Source organism: Paracoccus aestuariivivens, assembly GCF_009711225.1.
Classification (GTDB): Bacteria; Pseudomonadota; Alphaproteobacteria; order Rhodobacterales; family Rhodobacteraceae; genus Paracoccus; species Paracoccus aestuariivivens.
In genome coordinates this window covers 344,759-363,031 of record NZ_WMIE01000001.1, presented here as the reverse complement: position 1 = coordinate 363,031, position 18,273 = coordinate 344,759, and the positions used below count along the sequence as shown (strand labels likewise).

General features: G+C 61.7%; 18 protein-coding genes. 10 read left to right on the top strand and 8 right to left on the bottom strand.

Going from position 1 to position 18,273, the window contains the following annotated elements:
- Window positions 1–42 precede the first annotated feature (42 nt).
- The 7 genes from GL286_RS01890 to sucC form a co-directional block, all read right to left on the bottom strand.
- Window positions 43–435 (bottom strand): MAPEG family protein, encoded by a 393-nt coding sequence (locus GL286_RS01890; RefSeq protein ID WP_155093851.1) that lies wholly within the window; start codon window positions 433–435, stop codon window positions 43–45.
- Window positions 435–692 carry a hypothetical protein gene (locus GL286_RS01885; RefSeq protein ID WP_155093850.1) on the bottom strand — a complete coding sequence of 86 codons (258 nt, stop codon included), beginning with the start codon at window positions 690–692 and terminating at the stop codon, window positions 435–437. Before GL286_RS01885 ends, GL286_RS01890 begins: the two co-directional genes overlap by 1 nt.
- A 151-nt stretch (window positions 693–843) precedes the next feature.
- A complete protein-coding gene (odhB, locus tag GL286_RS01880) occupies window positions 844–2,388 on the bottom strand; it encodes a 2-oxoglutarate dehydrogenase complex dihydrolipoyllysine-residue succinyltransferase (RefSeq protein WP_155093849.1) in 1,545 nt (514 codons plus the stop codon).
- Window position 2,389: 1 nt separating this feature from the next.
- On the bottom strand, window positions 2,390–5,356 hold the full coding sequence (locus tag GL286_RS01875) for a 2-oxoglutarate dehydrogenase E1 component (RefSeq protein ID WP_155093848.1): 2,967 nt from the start codon (window positions 5,354–5,356) through the stop codon (window positions 2,390–2,392).
- Between the two features lie 122 nt (window positions 5,357–5,478).
- Window positions 5,479–5,877 (bottom strand): hypothetical protein, encoded by a 399-nt coding sequence (locus GL286_RS01870; protein ID WP_155093847.1) that lies wholly within the window; start codon window positions 5,875–5,877, stop codon window positions 5,479–5,481.
- Window positions 5,878–5,982: 105 nt separating this feature from the next.
- Window positions 5,983–6,867, bottom strand: coding sequence for a succinate--CoA ligase subunit alpha (sucD, locus tag GL286_RS01865; RefSeq protein ID WP_155093846.1), 885 nt, complete (start codon window positions 6,865–6,867; stop codon window positions 5,983–5,985).
- A gap of 6 nt (window positions 6,868–6,873) precedes the next feature.
- On the bottom strand, window positions 6,874–8,067 hold the full coding sequence (sucC, locus tag GL286_RS01860) for an ADP-forming succinate--CoA ligase subunit beta (protein ID WP_155093845.1): 1,194 nt from the start codon (window positions 8,065–8,067) through the stop codon (window positions 6,874–6,876).
- Between the two features lie 289 nt (window positions 8,068–8,356).
- Between sucC and GL286_RS01855 the strand changes: the two genes are divergently transcribed.
- Window positions 8,357–11,008, top strand: a complete 2,652-nt coding sequence (locus GL286_RS01855) for a beta strand repeat-containing protein (protein ID WP_155093844.1) — start codon at window positions 8,357–8,359, stop codon at window positions 11,006–11,008.
- Window positions 11,009–11,070: 62 nt separating this feature from the next.
- On the opposite strand, the gene mdh is transcribed toward GL286_RS01855, so the two are convergent.
- The gene (gene mdh, locus GL286_RS01850) at window positions 11,071–12,033 is read right to left on the bottom strand and encodes a malate dehydrogenase (RefSeq protein ID WP_155093843.1); all 963 of its coding nucleotides are present in this window, start codon (window positions 12,031–12,033) and stop codon (window positions 11,071–11,073) included.
- Window positions 12,034–12,254: 221 nt separating this feature from the next.
- Here mdh and GL286_RS01845 point away from each other — a divergent pair, with 221 nt between their 5' ends.
- From GL286_RS01845 to GL286_RS01805, 9 genes are all read left to right on the top strand, one after another.
- On the top strand, window positions 12,255–12,989 hold the full coding sequence (locus tag GL286_RS01845) for a sulfite exporter TauE/SafE family protein (protein ID WP_155094495.1): 735 nt from the start codon (window positions 12,255–12,257) through the stop codon (window positions 12,987–12,989).
- A 76-nt stretch (window positions 12,990–13,065) separates the two neighbouring features.
- Window positions 13,066–13,905: an HpcH/HpaI aldolase/citrate lyase family protein gene (locus tag GL286_RS01840; protein WP_155093842.1), complete on the top strand. Its 840-nt coding sequence runs from the start codon at window positions 13,066–13,068 to the stop codon at window positions 13,903–13,905.
- 42 nt (window positions 13,906–13,947) lie between these two features.
- Window positions 13,948–14,499, top strand: a complete 552-nt coding sequence (locus GL286_RS01835; RefSeq protein WP_155093841.1) for an NnrU family protein — start codon at window positions 13,948–13,950, stop codon at window positions 14,497–14,499.
- Window position 14,500: 1 nt separating this feature from the next.
- Window positions 14,501–14,707, top strand: a complete 207-nt coding sequence (locus GL286_RS01830) for a DUF1737 domain-containing protein (RefSeq protein WP_155093840.1) — start codon at window positions 14,501–14,503, stop codon at window positions 14,705–14,707.
- Window positions 14,708–14,988: 281 nt separating this feature from the next.
- Complete coding sequence (sdhC, locus tag GL286_RS01825; protein WP_155093839.1) at window positions 14,989–15,381, top strand: succinate dehydrogenase, cytochrome b556 subunit; 393 nt, start codon at window positions 14,989–14,991, stop codon at window positions 15,379–15,381.
- Between the two features lie 14 nt (window positions 15,382–15,395).
- The gene (locus tag GL286_RS01820; RefSeq protein ID WP_155093838.1) at window positions 15,396–15,785 is read left to right on the top strand and encodes a succinate dehydrogenase, hydrophobic membrane anchor protein; all 390 of its coding nucleotides are present in this window, start codon (window positions 15,396–15,398) and stop codon (window positions 15,783–15,785) included.
- Between the two features lie 9 nt (window positions 15,786–15,794).
- On the top strand, window positions 15,795–17,597 hold the full coding sequence (gene sdhA, locus GL286_RS01815) for a succinate dehydrogenase flavoprotein subunit (protein ID WP_155093837.1): 1,803 nt from the start codon (window positions 15,795–15,797) through the stop codon (window positions 17,595–17,597).
- On the top strand, window positions 17,597–17,962 hold the full coding sequence (locus GL286_RS01810) for a hypothetical protein (RefSeq protein WP_155093836.1): 366 nt from the start codon (window positions 17,597–17,599) through the stop codon (window positions 17,960–17,962). Before sdhA ends, GL286_RS01810 begins: the two co-directional genes overlap by 1 nt.
- A complete protein-coding gene (locus GL286_RS01805) occupies window positions 17,962–18,270 on the top strand; it encodes a hypothetical protein (RefSeq protein ID WP_155093835.1) in 309 nt (102 codons plus the stop codon). The genes GL286_RS01810 and GL286_RS01805 overlap by 1 nt, the downstream gene beginning before the upstream one ends.
- The last annotated feature ends 3 nt before the right edge of the window (window positions 18,271–18,273 follow it).

The following is an 18,273-nucleotide window of genomic DNA, read 5'->3' as shown; positions in this document are numbered from 1 at the left end:
AGTCTCCTTGCATCTCCGGCGCGTCCCTCGGCGCCGGCTCGTTCATGAAAAAAGCGTGGTGACGATCATCACCAGGGTTGCGAGAAAGCCCACGGCCCAGATCGCTGATCGCCAGGGCGACCAGCCAAAGGCGTAGGCGGGAATATAAAGGATGCGCGCCAGCAGGTAGAGCCATGCGCATAGGCCGGTCAGCAGGCTGTCGGTGTCGGTAATCGCGACCAGAAGGACCGCGATCGTGAACAGGATCAGCCCTTCGAAATGGTTATCGACCGCGCGGCGCAGGCGACCCGTCATAGCTGAAAACTCGGGCTGGGTATCGCGCGGGCTCGCGTTCCATTCGGGGCTTGCGTCCTTGTTCATCGAATATCCTGCCAGTCCAATCTGGACGGCTTGCAGCAACGCGGCAAGAGCAAGGGCGGTGGTTTCAGCCGACATTACGCCGTCTCGACCAGATGGAATTCGGTGGCCGATACGCCGGCCTGCGTGTTGAAGACGCCGGCCGCGCCTTGCAGATAGGCCGTCGCACGGGTGGCATCAGCGACCTGATACAGCGCCCATACGCTGGTGTCGTTCTCGCGCCAAAGCTGCAAAAGCGACAAGCCGCTATTGCCTCGATCCTCGGCATCCGCGTCGAAAGCGGTGCGGAAGCGGGCATAATCGGCAATCTGGTAATGGGCGATCATCTGGGTCATGGCGTCACTCCTCGGCTTCGGTCCATAGCCGCCTTCGGCGAAATAAGGCGGCCCGCTCAGCATTCAACTGACGCAGACCGGAAAGAGTTGCGCAGCCCCGGTGCGGGGGCTGCGCGCCGTTCTTGTCGCGGGCCAAGCGGCCCCGCGAAGATCAGAGATCCATCAGAAGGCGGCGCGGATCTTCCAGCGCTTCCTTGACGCGCACGAGGAAGGTCACGGCGCCTTTGCCGTCGACGATGCGGTGATCGTAGCTCAGCGCCAGATACATCATCGGGCGGATGACGATCTGACCGTCGACGACAACCGGACGGTCCTGGATCTTGTGCATGCCGAGGATACCCGATTGCGGCGGGTTCAGGATCGGCGAGGACATCAGCGAGCCATAGACGCCGCCGTTCGAGATGGTGAAGGTGCCGCCCTGCATTTCTGCCATGGTCAACTTGCCGTCACGGCCCTTCGCGCCGAGTTCGGCGATTTCCTTCTCGATATGGGCGAAGGACTTCTGGTCGGCATCGCGCACGACCGGAACGACCAGACCGTTCGGGGTGCCGACGGCGACGCCCATGTGGACGAAGTGCTTGTAGACGACATCACCACCGTCGATCTCGGCGTTGACTTCCGGGACTTCTTTCAGCGCGTGGCAGCAGGCTTTGACGAAGAAGGACATGAAGCCGAGCTTCGTTTTGTGCTTCTTCTCGAACTGGTCCTTGTAGGTGTTGCGCAGGTTCATGACGCCCGACATGTCCACCTCGTTATAGGTGGTCAGCATGGCGGCAGTGTTCTGCGCGTCCTTCAGGCGGCGGGCGATGGTCGCACGCAGGCGGGTCATCTTGACGCGCTCTTCGCGGGCAGCGTCCTGAGCCGACGAGGGCGAACGCGGAGCAGCAGCCGGAGCCGGAGCAGCAGAGGCGACCGGCGCGGAACCGGCGCGGGCCACGTCTTCTTTCATCACGCGGCCATCGCGGCCGGTGCCGGTGACGGCGTCGCGCGAAAGACCGGCTTCCGCCATGGCTTTCTTGGCCGAGGGCGCATCCTCGACATCCTTGCGGGCGGTGACGGTTTCCGGGCCAGCGCCGGGCGAGGCGACAGCGGCAGCAGCCTTGGCGGCGGGTTCGGCCGCTTTCGGAGCAGCGCCGACAGCGCCTTCGGTGATGATTGCCAGGCGCGCGGTGGCGTCAACGGTCGCGCCTTCCTCGGCCAGGATCTCGGCCAGAACGCCCGCCGCCGGAGCCGGGACCTCGACCGAAACCTTGTCGGTTTCCAGTTCGCACAGCATCTCGTCTTGCGCGACGGTGTCGCCGACCTTCTTGAACCAGGTCGCCACAGTGGCTTCGGTAACGCTTTCGCCCAGCGTGGGAACCATCACGTCCACGGATTTTCCGCTCATCTTCTTTTGTCCTTCCTGGGGCTTGGTGCCCGTTTCTGCCTTGGGCAACATTTCCTCGGGGCCGGCATCGCCGACCTCCATGATCTGGGCAAGCAGGGCGTTCGGCGTGACCGTCTCGCCCTCGGCTGCGATGATCTCGGCCAGCTTTCCGGCGACGGGTGACGGCACTTCGACCGTCACCTTGTCGGTTTCCAGCTCGCACAACATCTCGTCCACGGCGACCGTGTCACCCGGTTTCTTGAACCAGGTGGCGACGGTTGCTTCGGAGACCGATTCCCCGAGCGTGGGAACGCGAAGTTCAACGGCCATCTTATGCCCCGACGGTGATGGCTTCGTTCACGAGGCCTTCCTGTTCGGCCTTGTGACGCGAACCCAGACCGGTCGCGGGCGAAGCGGCGGCAGCGCGGCCGACATAGCGGGCGCGGCCATGTTTCGCACCGATGCGCGACAGGACCCATTCGATGTTCGGCTCGACAAAGGTCCAGCCGCCCATGTTCTTGGGTTCTTCCTGGCACCAGACGATCTCGGCATCCTTGAAGCGGCCCAGTTCCTTGGACATCGCCTGAGCCGGGAACGGATAGAACTGCTCCAGACGCATCAGATAGACATCGTTGATCCCGGCGGCATCACGCGCGGCCAGCAGGTCGTAATAGACCTTGCCCGAGCAGATCACGACGCGCTTGATCTTGTCGTCGGCAACCAGCTTGGTTTCCGAACGACCGCGTTCTGCATCGTCCCAAAGGACGCGGTGGAAGGTCGAACCGGTCTGGAATTCCTCGGCGGTAGAGATCGCCATCGGGTGACGCAGCAGCGATTTCGGCGTCATCAGGACCAGCGGCTTGCGGAACGGACGCTTCAGCTGACGGCGCAGGATGTGGAAGTAGTTCGCCGGCGTGGTGACGTTGGCGACAACCCAGTTATCCTCGGCCGAAAGCTGCAGGAAGCGCTCCAGACGGGCCGACGAGTGCTCGGGGCCTTGGCCTTCGTAGCCATGCGGCAGCAGCATCACGAGGCCCGACATGCGCAGCCATTTCTTTTCGCCCGAGTTGATGAACTGGTCGAACATGATCTGCGCGCCGTTGGCGAAGTCGCCGAACTGGGCTTCCCACAGGGTCAGGGCGTTCGGCTCGGCCAGCGAGTAGCCGTATTCGAAGCCCAGAACCGCGTATTCCGACAGCATCGAGTCGATGACTTCGTAGCGGGCCTGACCACCACGGATGTGGTTCAGCGGGTAGTAACGCTCTTCGGTGGTCTGGTCGACGATGCCCGAATGACGCTGCGAGAAGGTGCCGCGGGTCGAGTCCTGACCGGCCAGACGCACGGGGTGACCCTCGGTGACCAGCGAACCAAAGGCCAGAGCCTCGCCGGTTGCCCAGTCGAAACCGTCGCCCTTTTCGAACATCTGCTTCTTGGCTTCCAGAAGGCGGCCAACTGTCTTGTGCAGGTCGAAGCCTTCGGGCGTGCGGGTCAGCGCATTACCGACCTCGGTCATGGTTTCGGGCGAGATTCCGGTGGTGCCGGCGTTGTACTCGGCACCCTCGGCCTCAAGGCCGGACCATTTGCCGTCCAGCCAGTCGGCCTTGTTCGGCTTGAAGTTCTTGCCGACCTCGAACTCTTCGTTCAGGTGCGACTGGAACGCGGCTTTCATTTCCTCGATCTCGCCCTCGGGGACGAGGCCTTCGGCCACCAGACGCTCGGTGTAGAGTTGCAGCGTGGTCTTGTGGCCCTTGATGCTCTTGTACATCTGCGGGTTGGTGAACATCGGCTCGTCGCCTTCGTTGTGACCGAAGCGACGGTAGCAGATGATGTCCAGAACCACGTCCTTGTGGAACTTCTGGCGGAACTCGGTTGCGACGCGGGCGGCGTGGACGACGGCCTCGGGATCGTCACCATTCACGTGGAAGATCGGAGCTTCGACCATCAGCGCGATATCGGTGCAATAGGGCGAGGTGCGCGAGAAATGCGGCGCGGTCGTGAAGCCGATCTGGTTGTTTACGACGACATGGATCGTGCCGCCGGTGCGGTGGCCACGGATGCCCGAAAGCTGGAAGCATTCCGCGACGACGCCTTGGCCAGCGAAAGCCGCGTCGCCATGCAGCAGGATCGGCAGAACGGCTTCACGGTGGATCTGGTCGGAAAGCTGGTCCTGTTTCGCACGGACCTTGCCCAGAACGACCGGGTTCACGGCTTCAAGGTGCGAGGGGTTCGCGGTCAGCGACAGGTGCACAGTGTTCTCGTCGAACGTGCGGTCTGACGAGGCGCCGAGGTGGTATTTCACGTCGCCCGAGCCGTCCACGTCATCGGGCTTGTAGCTGCCGCCCTGGAATTCATGGAAAATCGCGCGGTAGGGCTTGTTCAGCACGTTGGCCAGAACCGACAGGCGGCCGCGGTGCGGCATGCCGAAGATGACTTCCTTGACGCCCAGTTGACCGCCGCGCTTGATGATCTGTTCAAGCGCCGGGATCAGGGCCTCGCCACCGTCAAGGCCGAAGCGCTTGGTGCCCATGTATTTGACATGCAGGAACTTCTCGAAGCCCTCGGCCTCGACCAGCTTGTTCAGGATGGCGCGGCGGCCTTCGCGGGTGAAAGCGATTTCCTTGCCGTAACCCTCGATGCGCTCTTTCAGCCATGCCGCTTCCTCGGGGTTCGAGATATGCATGAACTGGATGGCGAAGGTGCCGCAATAGGTGCGCTTCATCAGATCGACGATCTGGCGGATCGAGGCGATCTGCAGGCCCAGAACGTTGTCGATGAAGATCGGGCGATCCATGTCGGCGGCGGTGAAGCCGTAGGTTTCAGGGTTCAGTTCGCCGTGATCGGGAATTTCGCGCATGCCAAGCGGATCAAGATCTGCATGCAGGTGGCCGCGGATACGGAACGCACGGATCAGCATGATGGCGCGGATGCTGTCAAGCACGGCGCGTTTCAGGAACTCGTCGGTCAGCTGGACGCCTTTTTCACCGGCTTTCGCGGCGATCTTGTCCAAAGCGGCTTTCGCCTCGGCCTTGGGCATCATCGGCCATTCGCCGGTCAGCGCCGAGGTCATTTCGTCGGCGGGGGCCGGCGGCCAGTCGGCACGCTGCCAGCTTGCACCCTTGGCTTCGCGGGTGACGGTGTTCTCGTCATCGCCAAGGCTGCGGAAGAAGGCATCCCATGCCTGATCCACCGCAGCAGGGTCCTGTGCCCACTGACCGTAAAGCTGCTCGACATAGGCGGCGTTATGGCCCTGTAGGAAGCTCGAATCGTGGAATGTTGCGTTGGGGGATTGATCGTTCATCTCTGATCGTCCAGTTGCTTGCCGTCGCGCTCAGGCGGCTGGTGAAGTTGCAGCGCGACGGCCCGGGCCGCCTTCTGCTCGTCTGCGGGCACTATGCGAAAGTCTCATGGCTATCGGCCCGCTCACGCACAGATGATATCTATCTTGGCAGCACCCGGATCGTCCGAGGGTGCATCCAATGGCAAGCGCACGATTTGCGCGACCCGACGACGCTCAAGGCCGCAAAGGGCGCGCGCCGCCTGTTGTTCCGCTCCATCCGGGGCGTTGCCGGGATGAAAGATAAGCCGCCAGCCGGCATCGTTACGATTGACGGTCCGGACCGCCTGCGAAGGCAGGCCCGAGGCTTCGTGCAGATTGGTCCTGGCGGGTATGCCGCCGGGAAGAATGTCTTCGGTGGGGGCACGACCGCAACCCTGCGTCAGCGTCAGCGTCAGGATCAGTGCAGCAGCCAGCGGAAGCGCGAAGCGTTCGCGGCCACGCATCAAGCCGCCATCTTCCTGAAGAAGGGCGGTACGCGTCATACTGATGATCGAGTTGTGGTCCAATCCATCCACCTGCGGCGGTTCTGACGTGGCCCCCATAAGTTAGGTAGGGGCCACGCCTAAGTCAAAAGTCTTACAAAGACGTTACCGGCCGATGGCTTTCAGCACGGCTTCGCCCAGACCTGCCGGGCTGTCGGCCACGATGACGCCAGCCGATTTCATGGCTTCGATCTTCGATTCTGCGTCACCTTTGCCGCCCGAAACGATCGCACCGGCATGGCCCATGCGGCGGCCCGGAGGAGCCGTGCGGCCAGCGATGAAGCCAGCGGTCGGCTTCCAGTTGCCCTTGCGCTTCTGCTCGGCGAGGAACTCGGCGGCTTCTTCTTCGGCCGAACCACCGATTTCACCGATCATGATGATCGATTCGGTTTCCGGATCGTCAAGGAACATGCGCAGCACGTCGATATGCTCCATGCCCTTGATCGGGTCGCCGCCGATGCCGACAGCCGAGGATTGGCCAAGGCCGACATCCGAGGTCTGTTTCACGGCTTCATAGGTCAGCGTGCCCGAGCGCGAAACGACGCCCACCGAGCCGCGTTTGAAGATCGAGCCCGGCATGATGCCGATCTTGCATTCGTCCGGGGTCATGATGCCGGGGCAGTTCGGGCCGATCAGTAGCGAGTTCGAACCCTGCAGGGCACGTTTCACGCGCATCATGTCCAGAACCGGGATGCCTTCGGTGATCGCGACGATCAGCGGGATCTGCGCGTCGATGGCTTCCAGGATCGAGTCGGCTGCGAAGGGCGGCGGCACGTAGATCGCGGTCGCGTTCGCGCCGGTTTTTGCCACGGCTTCGTGGACCGAATTGTAGACCGGCAGGCCGAGGTGCTCGGAACCGCCTTTGCCGGGCGTCACGCCGCCGACCATCTTGGTGCCGTAAGCAATCGCTTGCTCGGTGTGGAAGGTCCCCTGCGAGCCGGTGATGCCCTGGCAGATGACTTTGGTGTCTTTGTTAATAAGAACGGCCATGGAAAATTACCCCTTCACCGCTTTGACAATTTTCTGGGCGGCGTCCGACAGGTCGTCGGCGGCAATCACGTTCAGACCGGACTTCGAGATGATCTCTTTGCCCAGTTCGACGTTGGTGCCTTCCAGACGAACGACCAGGGGGACCTGCAGACCGACTTCTTTCACGGCGGCGATGATGCCTTCCGCGATGATGTCGCAGCGCATGATGCCGCCGAAGATGTTGACCAGAATGCCTTTGACGTTCGGATCCGAGGTGATGATCTTGAACGCTTCGGTGACTTTTTCCTTGGTGGCGCCGCCGCCGACATCGAGGAAGTTGGCCGGCTCGGCGCCGAACAGCTTGATGATGTCCATGGTGGCCATGGCGAGGCCTGCACCGTTCACCATGCAGCCGATTTCACCGTCCAGCGCGATGTAGTTCAGGTCGAACTTCGAGGCGGCCAGTTCTTTCGAATCTTCTTCGGTTTCGTCGCGCAGCGCCATGATGTCGGGCTGGCGGTACAGAGCGTTGTTGTCGAAGCCCATCTTCGCGTCGAGGCACTTGATGTTGCCTTCCGGGGTGACGATCAGCGGGTTGATCTCCAGCATCTCCATGTCTTTTTCGATGAACATGCGATACAGGTTTTTGACCAGAGCGACGCATTGCTTGACTTGCGCGCCTTGCAGACCAAGGGCGAAAGCAACACGGCGACCGTGGAAGTCCGACAGACCGGACGCCGGATCAACGCTGAAGCTGACGATTTTCTCGGGGGTGTGGGCCGCGACTTCCTCGATGTCCATGCCGCCTTCGGTCGAGGCGACGAACGACACGCGCGAGGTCTGACGGTCGACCAGCAGAGCCAGATACAGCTCGCGGGCGATGTCCGAACCGTCTTCGATATAGATGCGGTTGACTTGCTTGCCAGCTTCGCCGGTCTGGTGCGTCACCAGCGTGCGGCCCAGCATCTGGCGGGTCAGTTCTTCGGCTTCTTCAACCGATTTGGCCAGGCGGACGCCGCCCTTTTCGCCAGCTTCGGCTTCTTTGAAGTGGCCTTTGCCGCGACCACCTGCGTGGATCTGCGCCTTGACGACCCAAAGCGGACCGTCGAGTTCGCCGGCAGCCGTTTTGGCTTCGTCGGCCTTCATCACGATGCGGCCGTCGGAAACAGGCGCGCCGTATTGGCGCAGCAGCGCCTTGGCCTGGTATTCGTGGATGTTCATGCTACTTCCCCGCAATTATCGGTTGGCGGGCTTTTTGCACATTCGGGCGGGCCTCTAAAGCAATTACCATGCGGAAAACGGTAAAATCGACCTGATCAGACGGTTTGTGATCACAGCAATCTTGGCTGTGATCGCAAATACGATTCCGTTAGCGTACGTCTTTCCCCCGCCAGAGAAAGTTGCCCGCATCGCCGTTCATGGCGTTGAGTCGGGCACGAATTCATAGCTAACATTTCGGGCTCGCCCAAGAATTGGGGTGTGCGGTGAATTAGATTAAAGGAAAGAGTAAATGGCGGTAATTCCGGGTACGCCCGCGTCCGAGGTCCTGCACGGGACTGTTGAGAACGACACGATCACCGGTGGTGAAGGTAACGATACGCTGTACGGCTACAGCGGTAACGACTCCTTCTATATCGGCGGGAACAGCTTCGGCTACGACATCTATAACGGCGGCGACGGCGAGGACAGGATTCTGCTGACCTCGGATATGTCGGTTTCCAGCTTCCTGTTCACCTCGAACAACATGATTTCGACCGAGATGCTGTATTTCGGGATCTGGGACGTGACCGGAACCGAAGGAAACGACACCTTCGACATCAGCGGCGTCACTTCGACCTCCAGCTACGATACGATCCATCTTCTGGGCGGAAACGACGTTTTCACCGGCTATGTCGGCAGCGATTACGTCAATGGCGGCTCGGGCAACGATACGCTGAACGGCGGTGGCGGTAACGATTCGCTCACGGGCGGCTCGGGCAATGACAGCCTGAACGGCGGCAGCGGCGATGATACGTTCTTCATCAGCGGCAATGACTTCGGCTATGACATCTTTGATGGCGGTGACGGTGCGGACCGCATCATGCTTCAGTCGGATATGGTCGTGTCGAGCTTCCTGTTCACCTCGGCCAATGTCCGCGCGACCGAGACACTATATTTCGGGGTTTACGACGTCAGCGGAACCGAGGGTAACGATACCTTCAACATCAGCGGCATCACCTCGACCTATAGCTACGACACGATCCGACTTAACGCTGGCAACGACATTTTCACGGGCTATGCCGGAAGCGACTATGTCGATGGCGGATCAGGCAACGACACTCTGATTGGCGGCGGCGGCAACGATACGCTGACGGGCGGTTCGGGCAATGACAGTCTGGTCGGCGGTAGTGGCGACGATACGTTCTACATCAGCGGCAACGATTTCGGTTCCGATATCTTCGACGGCGGTGACGGTGCCGACCGCATCATGCTGCTGTCGGACATGGTCCTGTCCAGTTTCCAGTTCACGGCTGCCAATGTCCGCGCGACCGAAACGCTGTATTTCGGCGTTTATGACGTCAGCGGAACCGAGGGTGCAGATAACTTCAATATCAGCGGCATCACCTCGACCTCTAGCTATGACACGATCCAGCTTAATGCCGGAAATGACCGCTTCACCGGCTATGTCGGAAGCGACTATGTCGATGGTGGATCAGGCAACGACACGCTGAATGGCGGCGGCGGCAACGATACGCTGACGGGCGGCTCGGGCAATGACAGCCTGATCGGAGGCAGCGGCGACGACAGCTTCTACATCCGTGGCAATGATTACGGAAACGACATCTATGACGGCGGCGATGGCGCTGACCGGATCGTGCTGCAATCGGACATCGTAACCTCGCGGTTCCTGTTTACCGCAGCCAATGTCCGCTCGACCGAGATGCTGTATTTCGGTGTCAACGACGTCTCGGGGACCGAAGGCAATGATGTCTTCAATATCAGCGGCATCGTTTCGACCAACAGCTATGACACGATCCAACTTGGCGGCGGCAATGACTCGTTCATCGGCTATCGCGGCAGCGATTACGTCAACGCCGGCGGTGGCAATGACACTCTGCTTGGCGGTGCGGGCGATGACCGTCTGGATGGCGGCGCGGGTGTCGATCTGGTCGGGTATGGCGCTGCGACCAGTCGGGTAAGCGTCAATCTGGGATTGACTTCGGCTCAGGCCTTGGGGGGCGGTCAGGGCACCGACACGTTGCTGAACATCGAGAACGTCAACGGCTCGCAATACGGCGACATCCTGATCGGGAACGCGGCCGCAAACGTGCTGAACGGCGGCGCTGGCAATGACCTGTTGAACGGTGGCGCCGGGAATGACGCGCTGATCGGAGGCGCGGGCGTCGATACAGCCGCATTCGGAGGGGCAAGCTCTGGCGTGACCGTCAATCTGTCGGTCGCGGCACGGCAAACCATCGGTGGCGGTATGGGTGCGGACATCCTGACCCAGATCGAGAACGTGAACGGCTCGAACTTCAACGACCGGCTGACCGGCAACGCTGTCGCAAACGTGCTGAACGGCGGGGCCGGAAATGACCTGCTGAACGGAGGTGCCGGAAACGATGCGCTGAACGGAGGTGCGGGCATCGATACGGCGATCTTCGGCGGCGCGACTTCCGGCGTTACCGTCAATCTGTCCGTTGCAGCGCGGCAGACGATCGGGGGCGGCATGGGGGCCGACATCCTGACCCAGATCGAGAACGTGAACGGCTCGAACTTCAATGACCGGCTGATCGGCAGTGCCGCGAACAACGTGTTGAACGGTGGTGCCGGAGCGGATGTTCTGAACGGTGTGGCCGGCAACGATCAACTGTTCGGCGGGGCCGGAAACGATCAGCTAATCGGCGGTGCAGGCAACGATATCCTGAACGGCGGTATCGGAAGCGATGTGTTTGTTTTTGGCGTCGGCCAAGGCGCAGATCGTGTTGTCGATTGGCAGAATGGCATCGACAGCATCCGCGTGACCGAAGGCGTTTGGCAGGGCGTCCGCTATGACAGCTTCGACGATCTGCGCGTCACGCAATCGGGGGCGAATACGGTGATCTCGCTGGGTGGCACGTCGATCACTCTGGCGAATATCAACGCAGGCCAGATCGACGCATCGGACTTCAACTTTGTCTGATTGAACGAAAAACCCCGCGGGAATTGCTGCCGCGGGGTTTCATACTTCAACTGGCAGGCCGATCAGGCGAGCGAGCCGTCGATGCCTTTGCAAGCCGCGACCAGACCTTTGACGGCGTCGACCGACTTGTCGAACATCGCCTGCTCGTCTTTGTTCAGCTTGATGTCGATGACTTTCTCGATGCCGTTCGCGCCGATGACGGTCGGAACGCCGACATACAGACCGTCAAGGCCGTAAGCGCCTTCGACATAGGCTGCGCAGGGCAGGACGCGCTTCTGGTCTTTCAGATAGGCTTCAGCCATTTCGATGGCCGAGGTCGCCGGAGCGTAGAAGGCCGAGCCGGTTTTCAGCAGGCCAACGATCTCGGCGCCGCCGTCACGGGTGCGCTGGACGATCGCGTCCAGTTTCTCTTGGCTGGTCCATCCCATCGAGACCAGATCCGGCAGCGGGATGCCGCCAACGGTCGAGTAACGGGTCAGCGGGACCATGGTGTCGCCGTGGCCGCCCAGAACGAAGGCGGTGACGTCGCGCATCGAGACGCCGAATTCCAGCGACAGGAAGTGGCGGAAGCGCGCCGAGTCCAGCACGCCAGCCATGCCGACGACTTTCTCATGCGGCAGGCCCGAGAACTCGCGCAGAGCCCAGACCATCGCGTCCAGCGGGTTGGTGATGCAGATCACGAATGCATTCGGAGCGTGCTTGGCAATGCCTTCGCCGACCGACTTCATGACTTTGAGGTTGATGCCCAGAAGGTCATCGCGCGACATGCCCGGCTTGCGCGGAACGCCAGCGGTCACGATGCAGACATCAGCGCCAGCGATGTCGGCATAGTCATTGGCGCCCTTCATCACGGCGTCGAAGCCTTCGGACGGGCCCGATTGCGCGATGTCCAGTGCCTTGCCCTGGGGGGTGCCCTCGGCGATGTCGAACAGGACGACGTCGCCCAGTTCCTTCATCGCGGCCAGGTGTGCCAGCGTGCCGCCGATCTGACCTGCGCCGATGAGAGCGATCTTGGGTCGGGCCATGGTAAACCTCCGATTTCCATGATTGGTTCGCGCGGTGGGGTATTCCGTTGAAAAGGGAATCGCAAGCCTCGCCCGTAAAATCAGACATATTTCGCCGCAATGCGGCACGTCGCCGCCGCGATTTTGACCAGTTAGCGATAGCAGTTCCGCTACCGGTTGCATTGCAAGACCGCGAGCCTTGGCCTACTGCAAGGCGAGCATCGGCGGAGGGGATGATGGGGCTGGATGTCTGGGGCTGGACATTGGGAATCGTCGCGGCATTTGCCGTCGGTCTGGCCAAAGGGGGATTGGCGATGGTGGGGGTAATCTCGGTCCCCTTGATGTCGCTGGTGATGTCGCCGGTACAGGCGGCGGGAATCCTGCTGCCGGTATATATCGCGTCGGATGTGGGCGGGTTGATCGCATTCCGGCGCAGCTTCGATCGCCGTGTCCTGTTCACCCTGCTGCCCGGAGCGCTTGCAGGTATCGGCCTAGGCTGGGCGACCGCCCATGTCGTGAACGAGCGTTATATCGGCCTGATCATCGGCGTGATCGGTCTGGTCTTTGCGTTGAACGCGATCTTTCGCCCCAAAACCGGCGGGGCAGGGCGCTCGCCCGGTTTGGGGGCGGGCAGTTTCTGGGGTGTGCTGTCGGGCTATACCAGTTTCGTCTCGCATTCCGGTGCGCCGCCATATCAGGTCTATGCCCAGCCGCTGCGGCTTGAGCCGATGGTCTTTGCCGGAACGACGACGATCTTCTTTGCGATCTGCAATGCGGTGAAGCTGATCCCCTATGCGTTTCTGGGCCAACTGTCGCTGCATAACCTGTCGGTCGCTGCGGTCCTGATGGTGCCCGGTATCCTAGGAGTGTTCTGCGGCTTGTGGATCTTGCGTAGGCTGCCCGCGACCGTCTTCTACAAGTTCATCACATGGGCGCTGGTCGTGGTCTCGATCCGGTTGATCTGGGTCGCTCTGTGACGCTGCGCTGCGGCGGCCTTGCGATTCGACCCGATTGCCGTCAGCCTTGGCGGACCGAATGAACCCCGAGGTGCTGATGACCCGACCCTATCGATCTGTCCTGTATATCCCCGCGTCGAATGCGCGTGCGATGGAAAAAGCCCGCACGCTGCCCGCAGATGCGATCATCTTCGATCTCGAGGATGCGGTCGCGCCGTCTGAGAAGTTCCTCGCACGGGATCTGCTGGCGCAGGCGCTGCTGGAGAATTACGGCGGAAGGGCTCGGATCGTCAGGATCAATGGCATGGATACCGATTGGGGCGTGAATGACGCTCGCCAGTTCGGCCAGATTGCCGATGCGGTGCTGATCCCCAAGGTGAACCGTTCGGCGGATCTGGACCGGGTCGCGGATCTGGTACCGGAAGCGCCGCTTTGGGCGATGATGGAAACCGCTGAAGGGATGCTGAACGCTGCCGAGATCGCCGCACATCCCCGTCTTAGCGGCATGGTCATGGGGACGAACGATCTGGCCCGCGAACTGAACGCGCGCTTTCGTCCCGACCGTTTGCCGATGATGGCTGGGTTGGGCCTGTGCCTGCTGGCGGCGCGCAGTCAGGGGTTGGTCATCATCGATGGCGTTTATACAGCATTCAAGGATGATGACGGCTTGCGCATCGAATGCGAGCAGGGGCGCGACATGGGGTTTGACGGTAAAAGCCTGATCCACCCCGCCCAGCTTGCCACTGCAAACGAGGTCTTCGGTCCGTCCGGGGCCGAATTGGAACTGGCCCTGCGCCAGATCGCGGCCTTCGATGAGGCCAACGCGCAAGGCAAAGGCGTCGCGGTTGTCGATGGGCGTATTGTCGAGAACCTGCATGTCGTCACGGCCCGCAAGACCATCGCATTGGCCGAGGCAATTGCCAATCTGGCAAGCTAGGTTCAGCTTGCCATGAAATCATCCAGCTAGGGAACGCGCCAGATGTTGATCCTGATCCTTGGTGTCGCGCTGTTTTGGGGAGCGCATTTCTTCAAGCGGCTGGCTCCGGGCACCCGTGCCGATATGGGCAAGAACGGTAGGGGGGCCGTTGCCGCCGCGCTGATCGTTTCGATCCTGCTGATGACCGTCGGCTACCGGATGACCGACGGGCCTTACTGGTGGGGTGCATCTCCCGCGCTGAAAGGCATCAACAATCTGTTGGTGCTGGTGGCGTTTTACCTGTTCGCCGCAGACGGCATGAAGACCCGCATCACCAGCCGGTTGCGGCATCCGCAACTGACCGGTTTCTCGCTTTGGGCGGTCGCGCATTTGCTGGTGAATGGCGATCTGCCTAGTTTCATCCTGTTCGGAGGGCTGTTGCTTTGGGCATTGGCCGAGATGGTCGTGATCAATCGGGCGCAGCCGGTCTGGTCGCCTCCGGCGGGACCGTTCCCGATGAAAAAAGAAGTCATGGCAATTGCCGGAGCCTTCATCACCCTGCTTGTCGTGGGCTATGTCCACTCCTTGCTTGGATATAACCCGTTCGGAGGCTGACATGCCCAAAATCTACCGCTTGCTGACCGAGGATGACACGTCGGAATTCTGCCATAAGGTCAGCGCGGCCTTGGGCAAGGGCTGGGAGTTGCACGGCGATCCCTCGATCGCCTTTGACGCCGCGCGCGGAGTCATGCGCTGCGCGCAGGCCGTGACCAAGGAAATCGCGACGGAATATCATCCCGAGATGAAGCTGGGGCAGCAATAGCCCTGTTTGTTGTGGATATTGCGATTGGAATCGCTTGGGTTTCGCTGAAAAGCGGATGCAAGCTTTCTGATACCGCAATCATTCACGAGTGTTTTTGTAACCTGTGATCACGGGCATTAACTGTGTGATCACAAATTGCAAAATTTCGTGATTATCCTGCTTTTGCAAGTTTTCGGCCCGTGACAGTCACGGCAAAACGACTAGAAGCAGACCAAATTCTCGGCCAGCCCTCGCCGCCAGCCGCCGCGCAGTGAGGGCCCCTGAACGCAGGAGAGCGCACCATGGCTGACGTCAACCGGGGCAACCGGCCGCTGTCACCGCATTTGCAGGTTTACCGCCTGCCACTCGCCGCCGTCACCTCGATCATGACCCGGATCACCGGTCATGCTCTGGTTGCCGGTATTGTGCTGATCGTCTGGTGGCTGGTCGCCGCCGTCGCCTCGCCGGGCGCATTCGCCTGCGCTGATTGGGTGATGCGATCCTGGATTGGCTTCATCATCCTGACCGGCTCGATGTGGGCGCTGTGGTACCATACGCTCGCAGGCATCCGTCACCTTTGCTACGACGCGGGCTACGGCCTCGAGATCGGGCAGGCGCAGAAATCCAGTCAGGCGATCATCGCCGGTTCGGTCGCTCTGGCCGTGCTGACCCTGATCATCTACTTCCTGTTCTAAGGAAAGGCGGCATCATGCGTTATATTACCCCCCGCAAATCCGCCATCGGCCTTGGCGCCGCGCACGAAGGCACCCAGCACCACTGGTACATGACCGTCAGCGCCGTCGCATTGGCGATCCTGACGCCTCTGTTCATGATCACCATCGCCTGCGCCATCGGTCTGCCGCGCGAGTTGCTGCTGGCCTATTTCGGCCGTCCGCTTCCGGCGCTGATCACCGGACTGTTCGTCATCGTGGGCATGCTGCACTTCATCAAAGGCACGCGCATCATGATCGACGACTACTTCCAAGGTGCCGTCCGCAAGGGCGCGATCATCTTTTCTGTCATCTTCGGCTGGGCGGTCATCGCCTTGGCCGTGTACGCGCTGGCCCGCATGGGTCTGGGCGCGATTGTCGTGCTTTGAGGTTCCCCAATGGCTGCTTATAAATACGAAACGCACGATTATGACGTGGTTGTCGTGGGCGCTGGCGGAGCCGGTCTGCGCGCGACGCTGGGCATGGCCGAGCAGGGCCTGCGCACGGCTTGCGTGACCAAGGTCTTCCCGACCCGCTCGCATACCGTCGCGGCACAGGGCGGCATTGCCGCCTCGCTGTCGAACATGGGCCCGGACAGCTGGCAGTGGCATATGTATGACACCGTCAAAGGCTCGGACTGGCTGGGCGATACCGACGCCATGGAATATCTGGCTCGCGAGGCCCCCAAGGCGGTCTACGAGCTGGAACATTACGGCGTGCCGTTCTCGCGCACCGAGGAAGGCAAGATCTACCAGCGCCCCTTCGGCGGCCACACCACGGAATATGGTGAAGGCCCGCCGGTGCAGCGCACCTGCGCCGCCGCCGACCGTACGGGTCACGCCATCCTGCACACGCTGTATGGGCAGTCGCTGAAGGAAAAAGCCGAATTCTTCATCGAATACTTCGCGCTTGATCTGATCATCACCGATGGCAAATGCACGGGCGTCGTCTGCTGGAAGCTGGATGACGGCACCATGCATGTCTTCAACGCCAAGATGGTCGTTCTGGCCACCGGCGGCTATGGCCGCGCCTATTTCAGCGCAACCTCGGCCCATACCTGCACCGGCGACGGTGGCGGCATGGTGGCCCGCGCGGGCCTGCCGCTGCAGGACATGGAATTCGTGCAATTCCACCCGACCGGCATCTATGGCTCGGGCTGCCTGATCACCGAGGGTGCCCGCGGCGAAGGCGGCTACCTGACCAACTCGGAAGGCGAGCGTTTCATGGAACGCTATGCGCCGACCTACAAGGATCTGGCCTCGCGCGATGTGGTGTCGCGCTGCATCACCATGGAGATCCGCGAAGGTCGTGGCGTCGGTCCCGAAAAGGACCACATGTTCCTGAACCTGATGCACCTGCCGCCGGAAAGCCTGGCCGAGCGTCTGCCGGGCATCTCGGAATCGGCCAAGATCTTTGCCGGCGTCGATGTCACGCGCGAGCCGATCCCGATCCTGCCGACCGTTCACTACAACATGGGCGGCATTCCGACCAACTACTGGGGCGAGGTGCTGAACCCGACCGACGAGACCCCGGACGCCGTCTTCCCCGGCCTGATGGCGGTGGGCGAGGCCGGTTGCGCCTCGGTGCATGGGGCGAACCGTCTGGGCTCGAACTCGCTCATTGACCTCGTGGTCTTTGGCCGCGCCGCCGCGATCCGCGCCGGTCAGGTCGTCGACCGCGACGCGCCGATCCCGGTGACCAACACGGAATCGGTCGACAAGGCGCTGGAGCGTTTCGACCGCATCCGCAATGCGAATGGCTCGATCTCGACGGCCGAACTGCGTCTTGAGATGCAGAAGACCATGCAGGCTGACGCCGCCGTCTTCCGCACCGACGCCACGCTGGCCGAGGGCATGGAGAAGATGAAGGTCATCGCCGCCAAGATGGATGACCTGAAGGTCACTGACCGCAGCCTGATCTGGAACAGCGACCTGATGGAGACGCTGGAACTGACCAACCTGATGCCGAACGCGCTGGCGACCATTGTCGGGGCCGAGGCACGCAAGGAAAGCCGCGGCGCGCACGCCCATGAAGACTGGCCCGAGCGGGATGACGCCAACTGGCGCAAGCACTCGCTTGCTTGGATAGAAGGCAACGATGTTAAACTGGCCTATCGGCCTGTTCACCTCGAGCCTCTGACCACGCTCGACGAAGGCGGGATCGATTTGAAAAAAATCGCACCCAAAGCGAGGGTTTATTGATGCGTCTACCCCTGATCATGACTGTTGCCGCGCTGGCCCTTTCGGGCTGCGTGGTGCAGAATCCCGGCGCTGTGCCGGTCACGCCCGTGCCGACGGCTCCGCCGGTCACGACGCCCGCGCCGGATGCGGCCGTACGTTCGAACGCACGGGTCGTCATCAACCGCGAGATGGCCAAGCGGCTTCCGGGTGCCAATGTCGCTCCCTATACCGATTGCGTGATCCAAAACGCGACTACGGCCGAGCTGGCCAATATCGCGGATTCGGCGGCAACCGGTGCCAGCGGCGCGGTCGCATCCATCGTCAGCCGTCCTTCGACGACGCAGTGCATCGCCGGGGCTGCTGCCGCAGCCAAGACGGCCGCCTGATGACAGGGCGCGGCGCGCTGATGGCCCTTGCCCCCTCGCTATTGGGGATGGCTGCCTGCGCGCCGGTGCCGGTCGAGCAGGCCGAGCGATCATGCCTGCAAGACGCCCGCTCGGCGGTCGCGCCCCAGACTGAGGTTGGTCTGGGCGTCGGCTCGGGCGGTTATCGCGGCGGCTATATCCAGCTTGGCGTGACGTCGGACTACATCATGGGGCGTGATCCTTCGGATGTGTTCGACCATTGCGTGCGCCGCCGGTCGGGTCGGATGCCGAGCCGTCCACTTTACGATCAACCGGGCTGGAGGGGGTAAGGC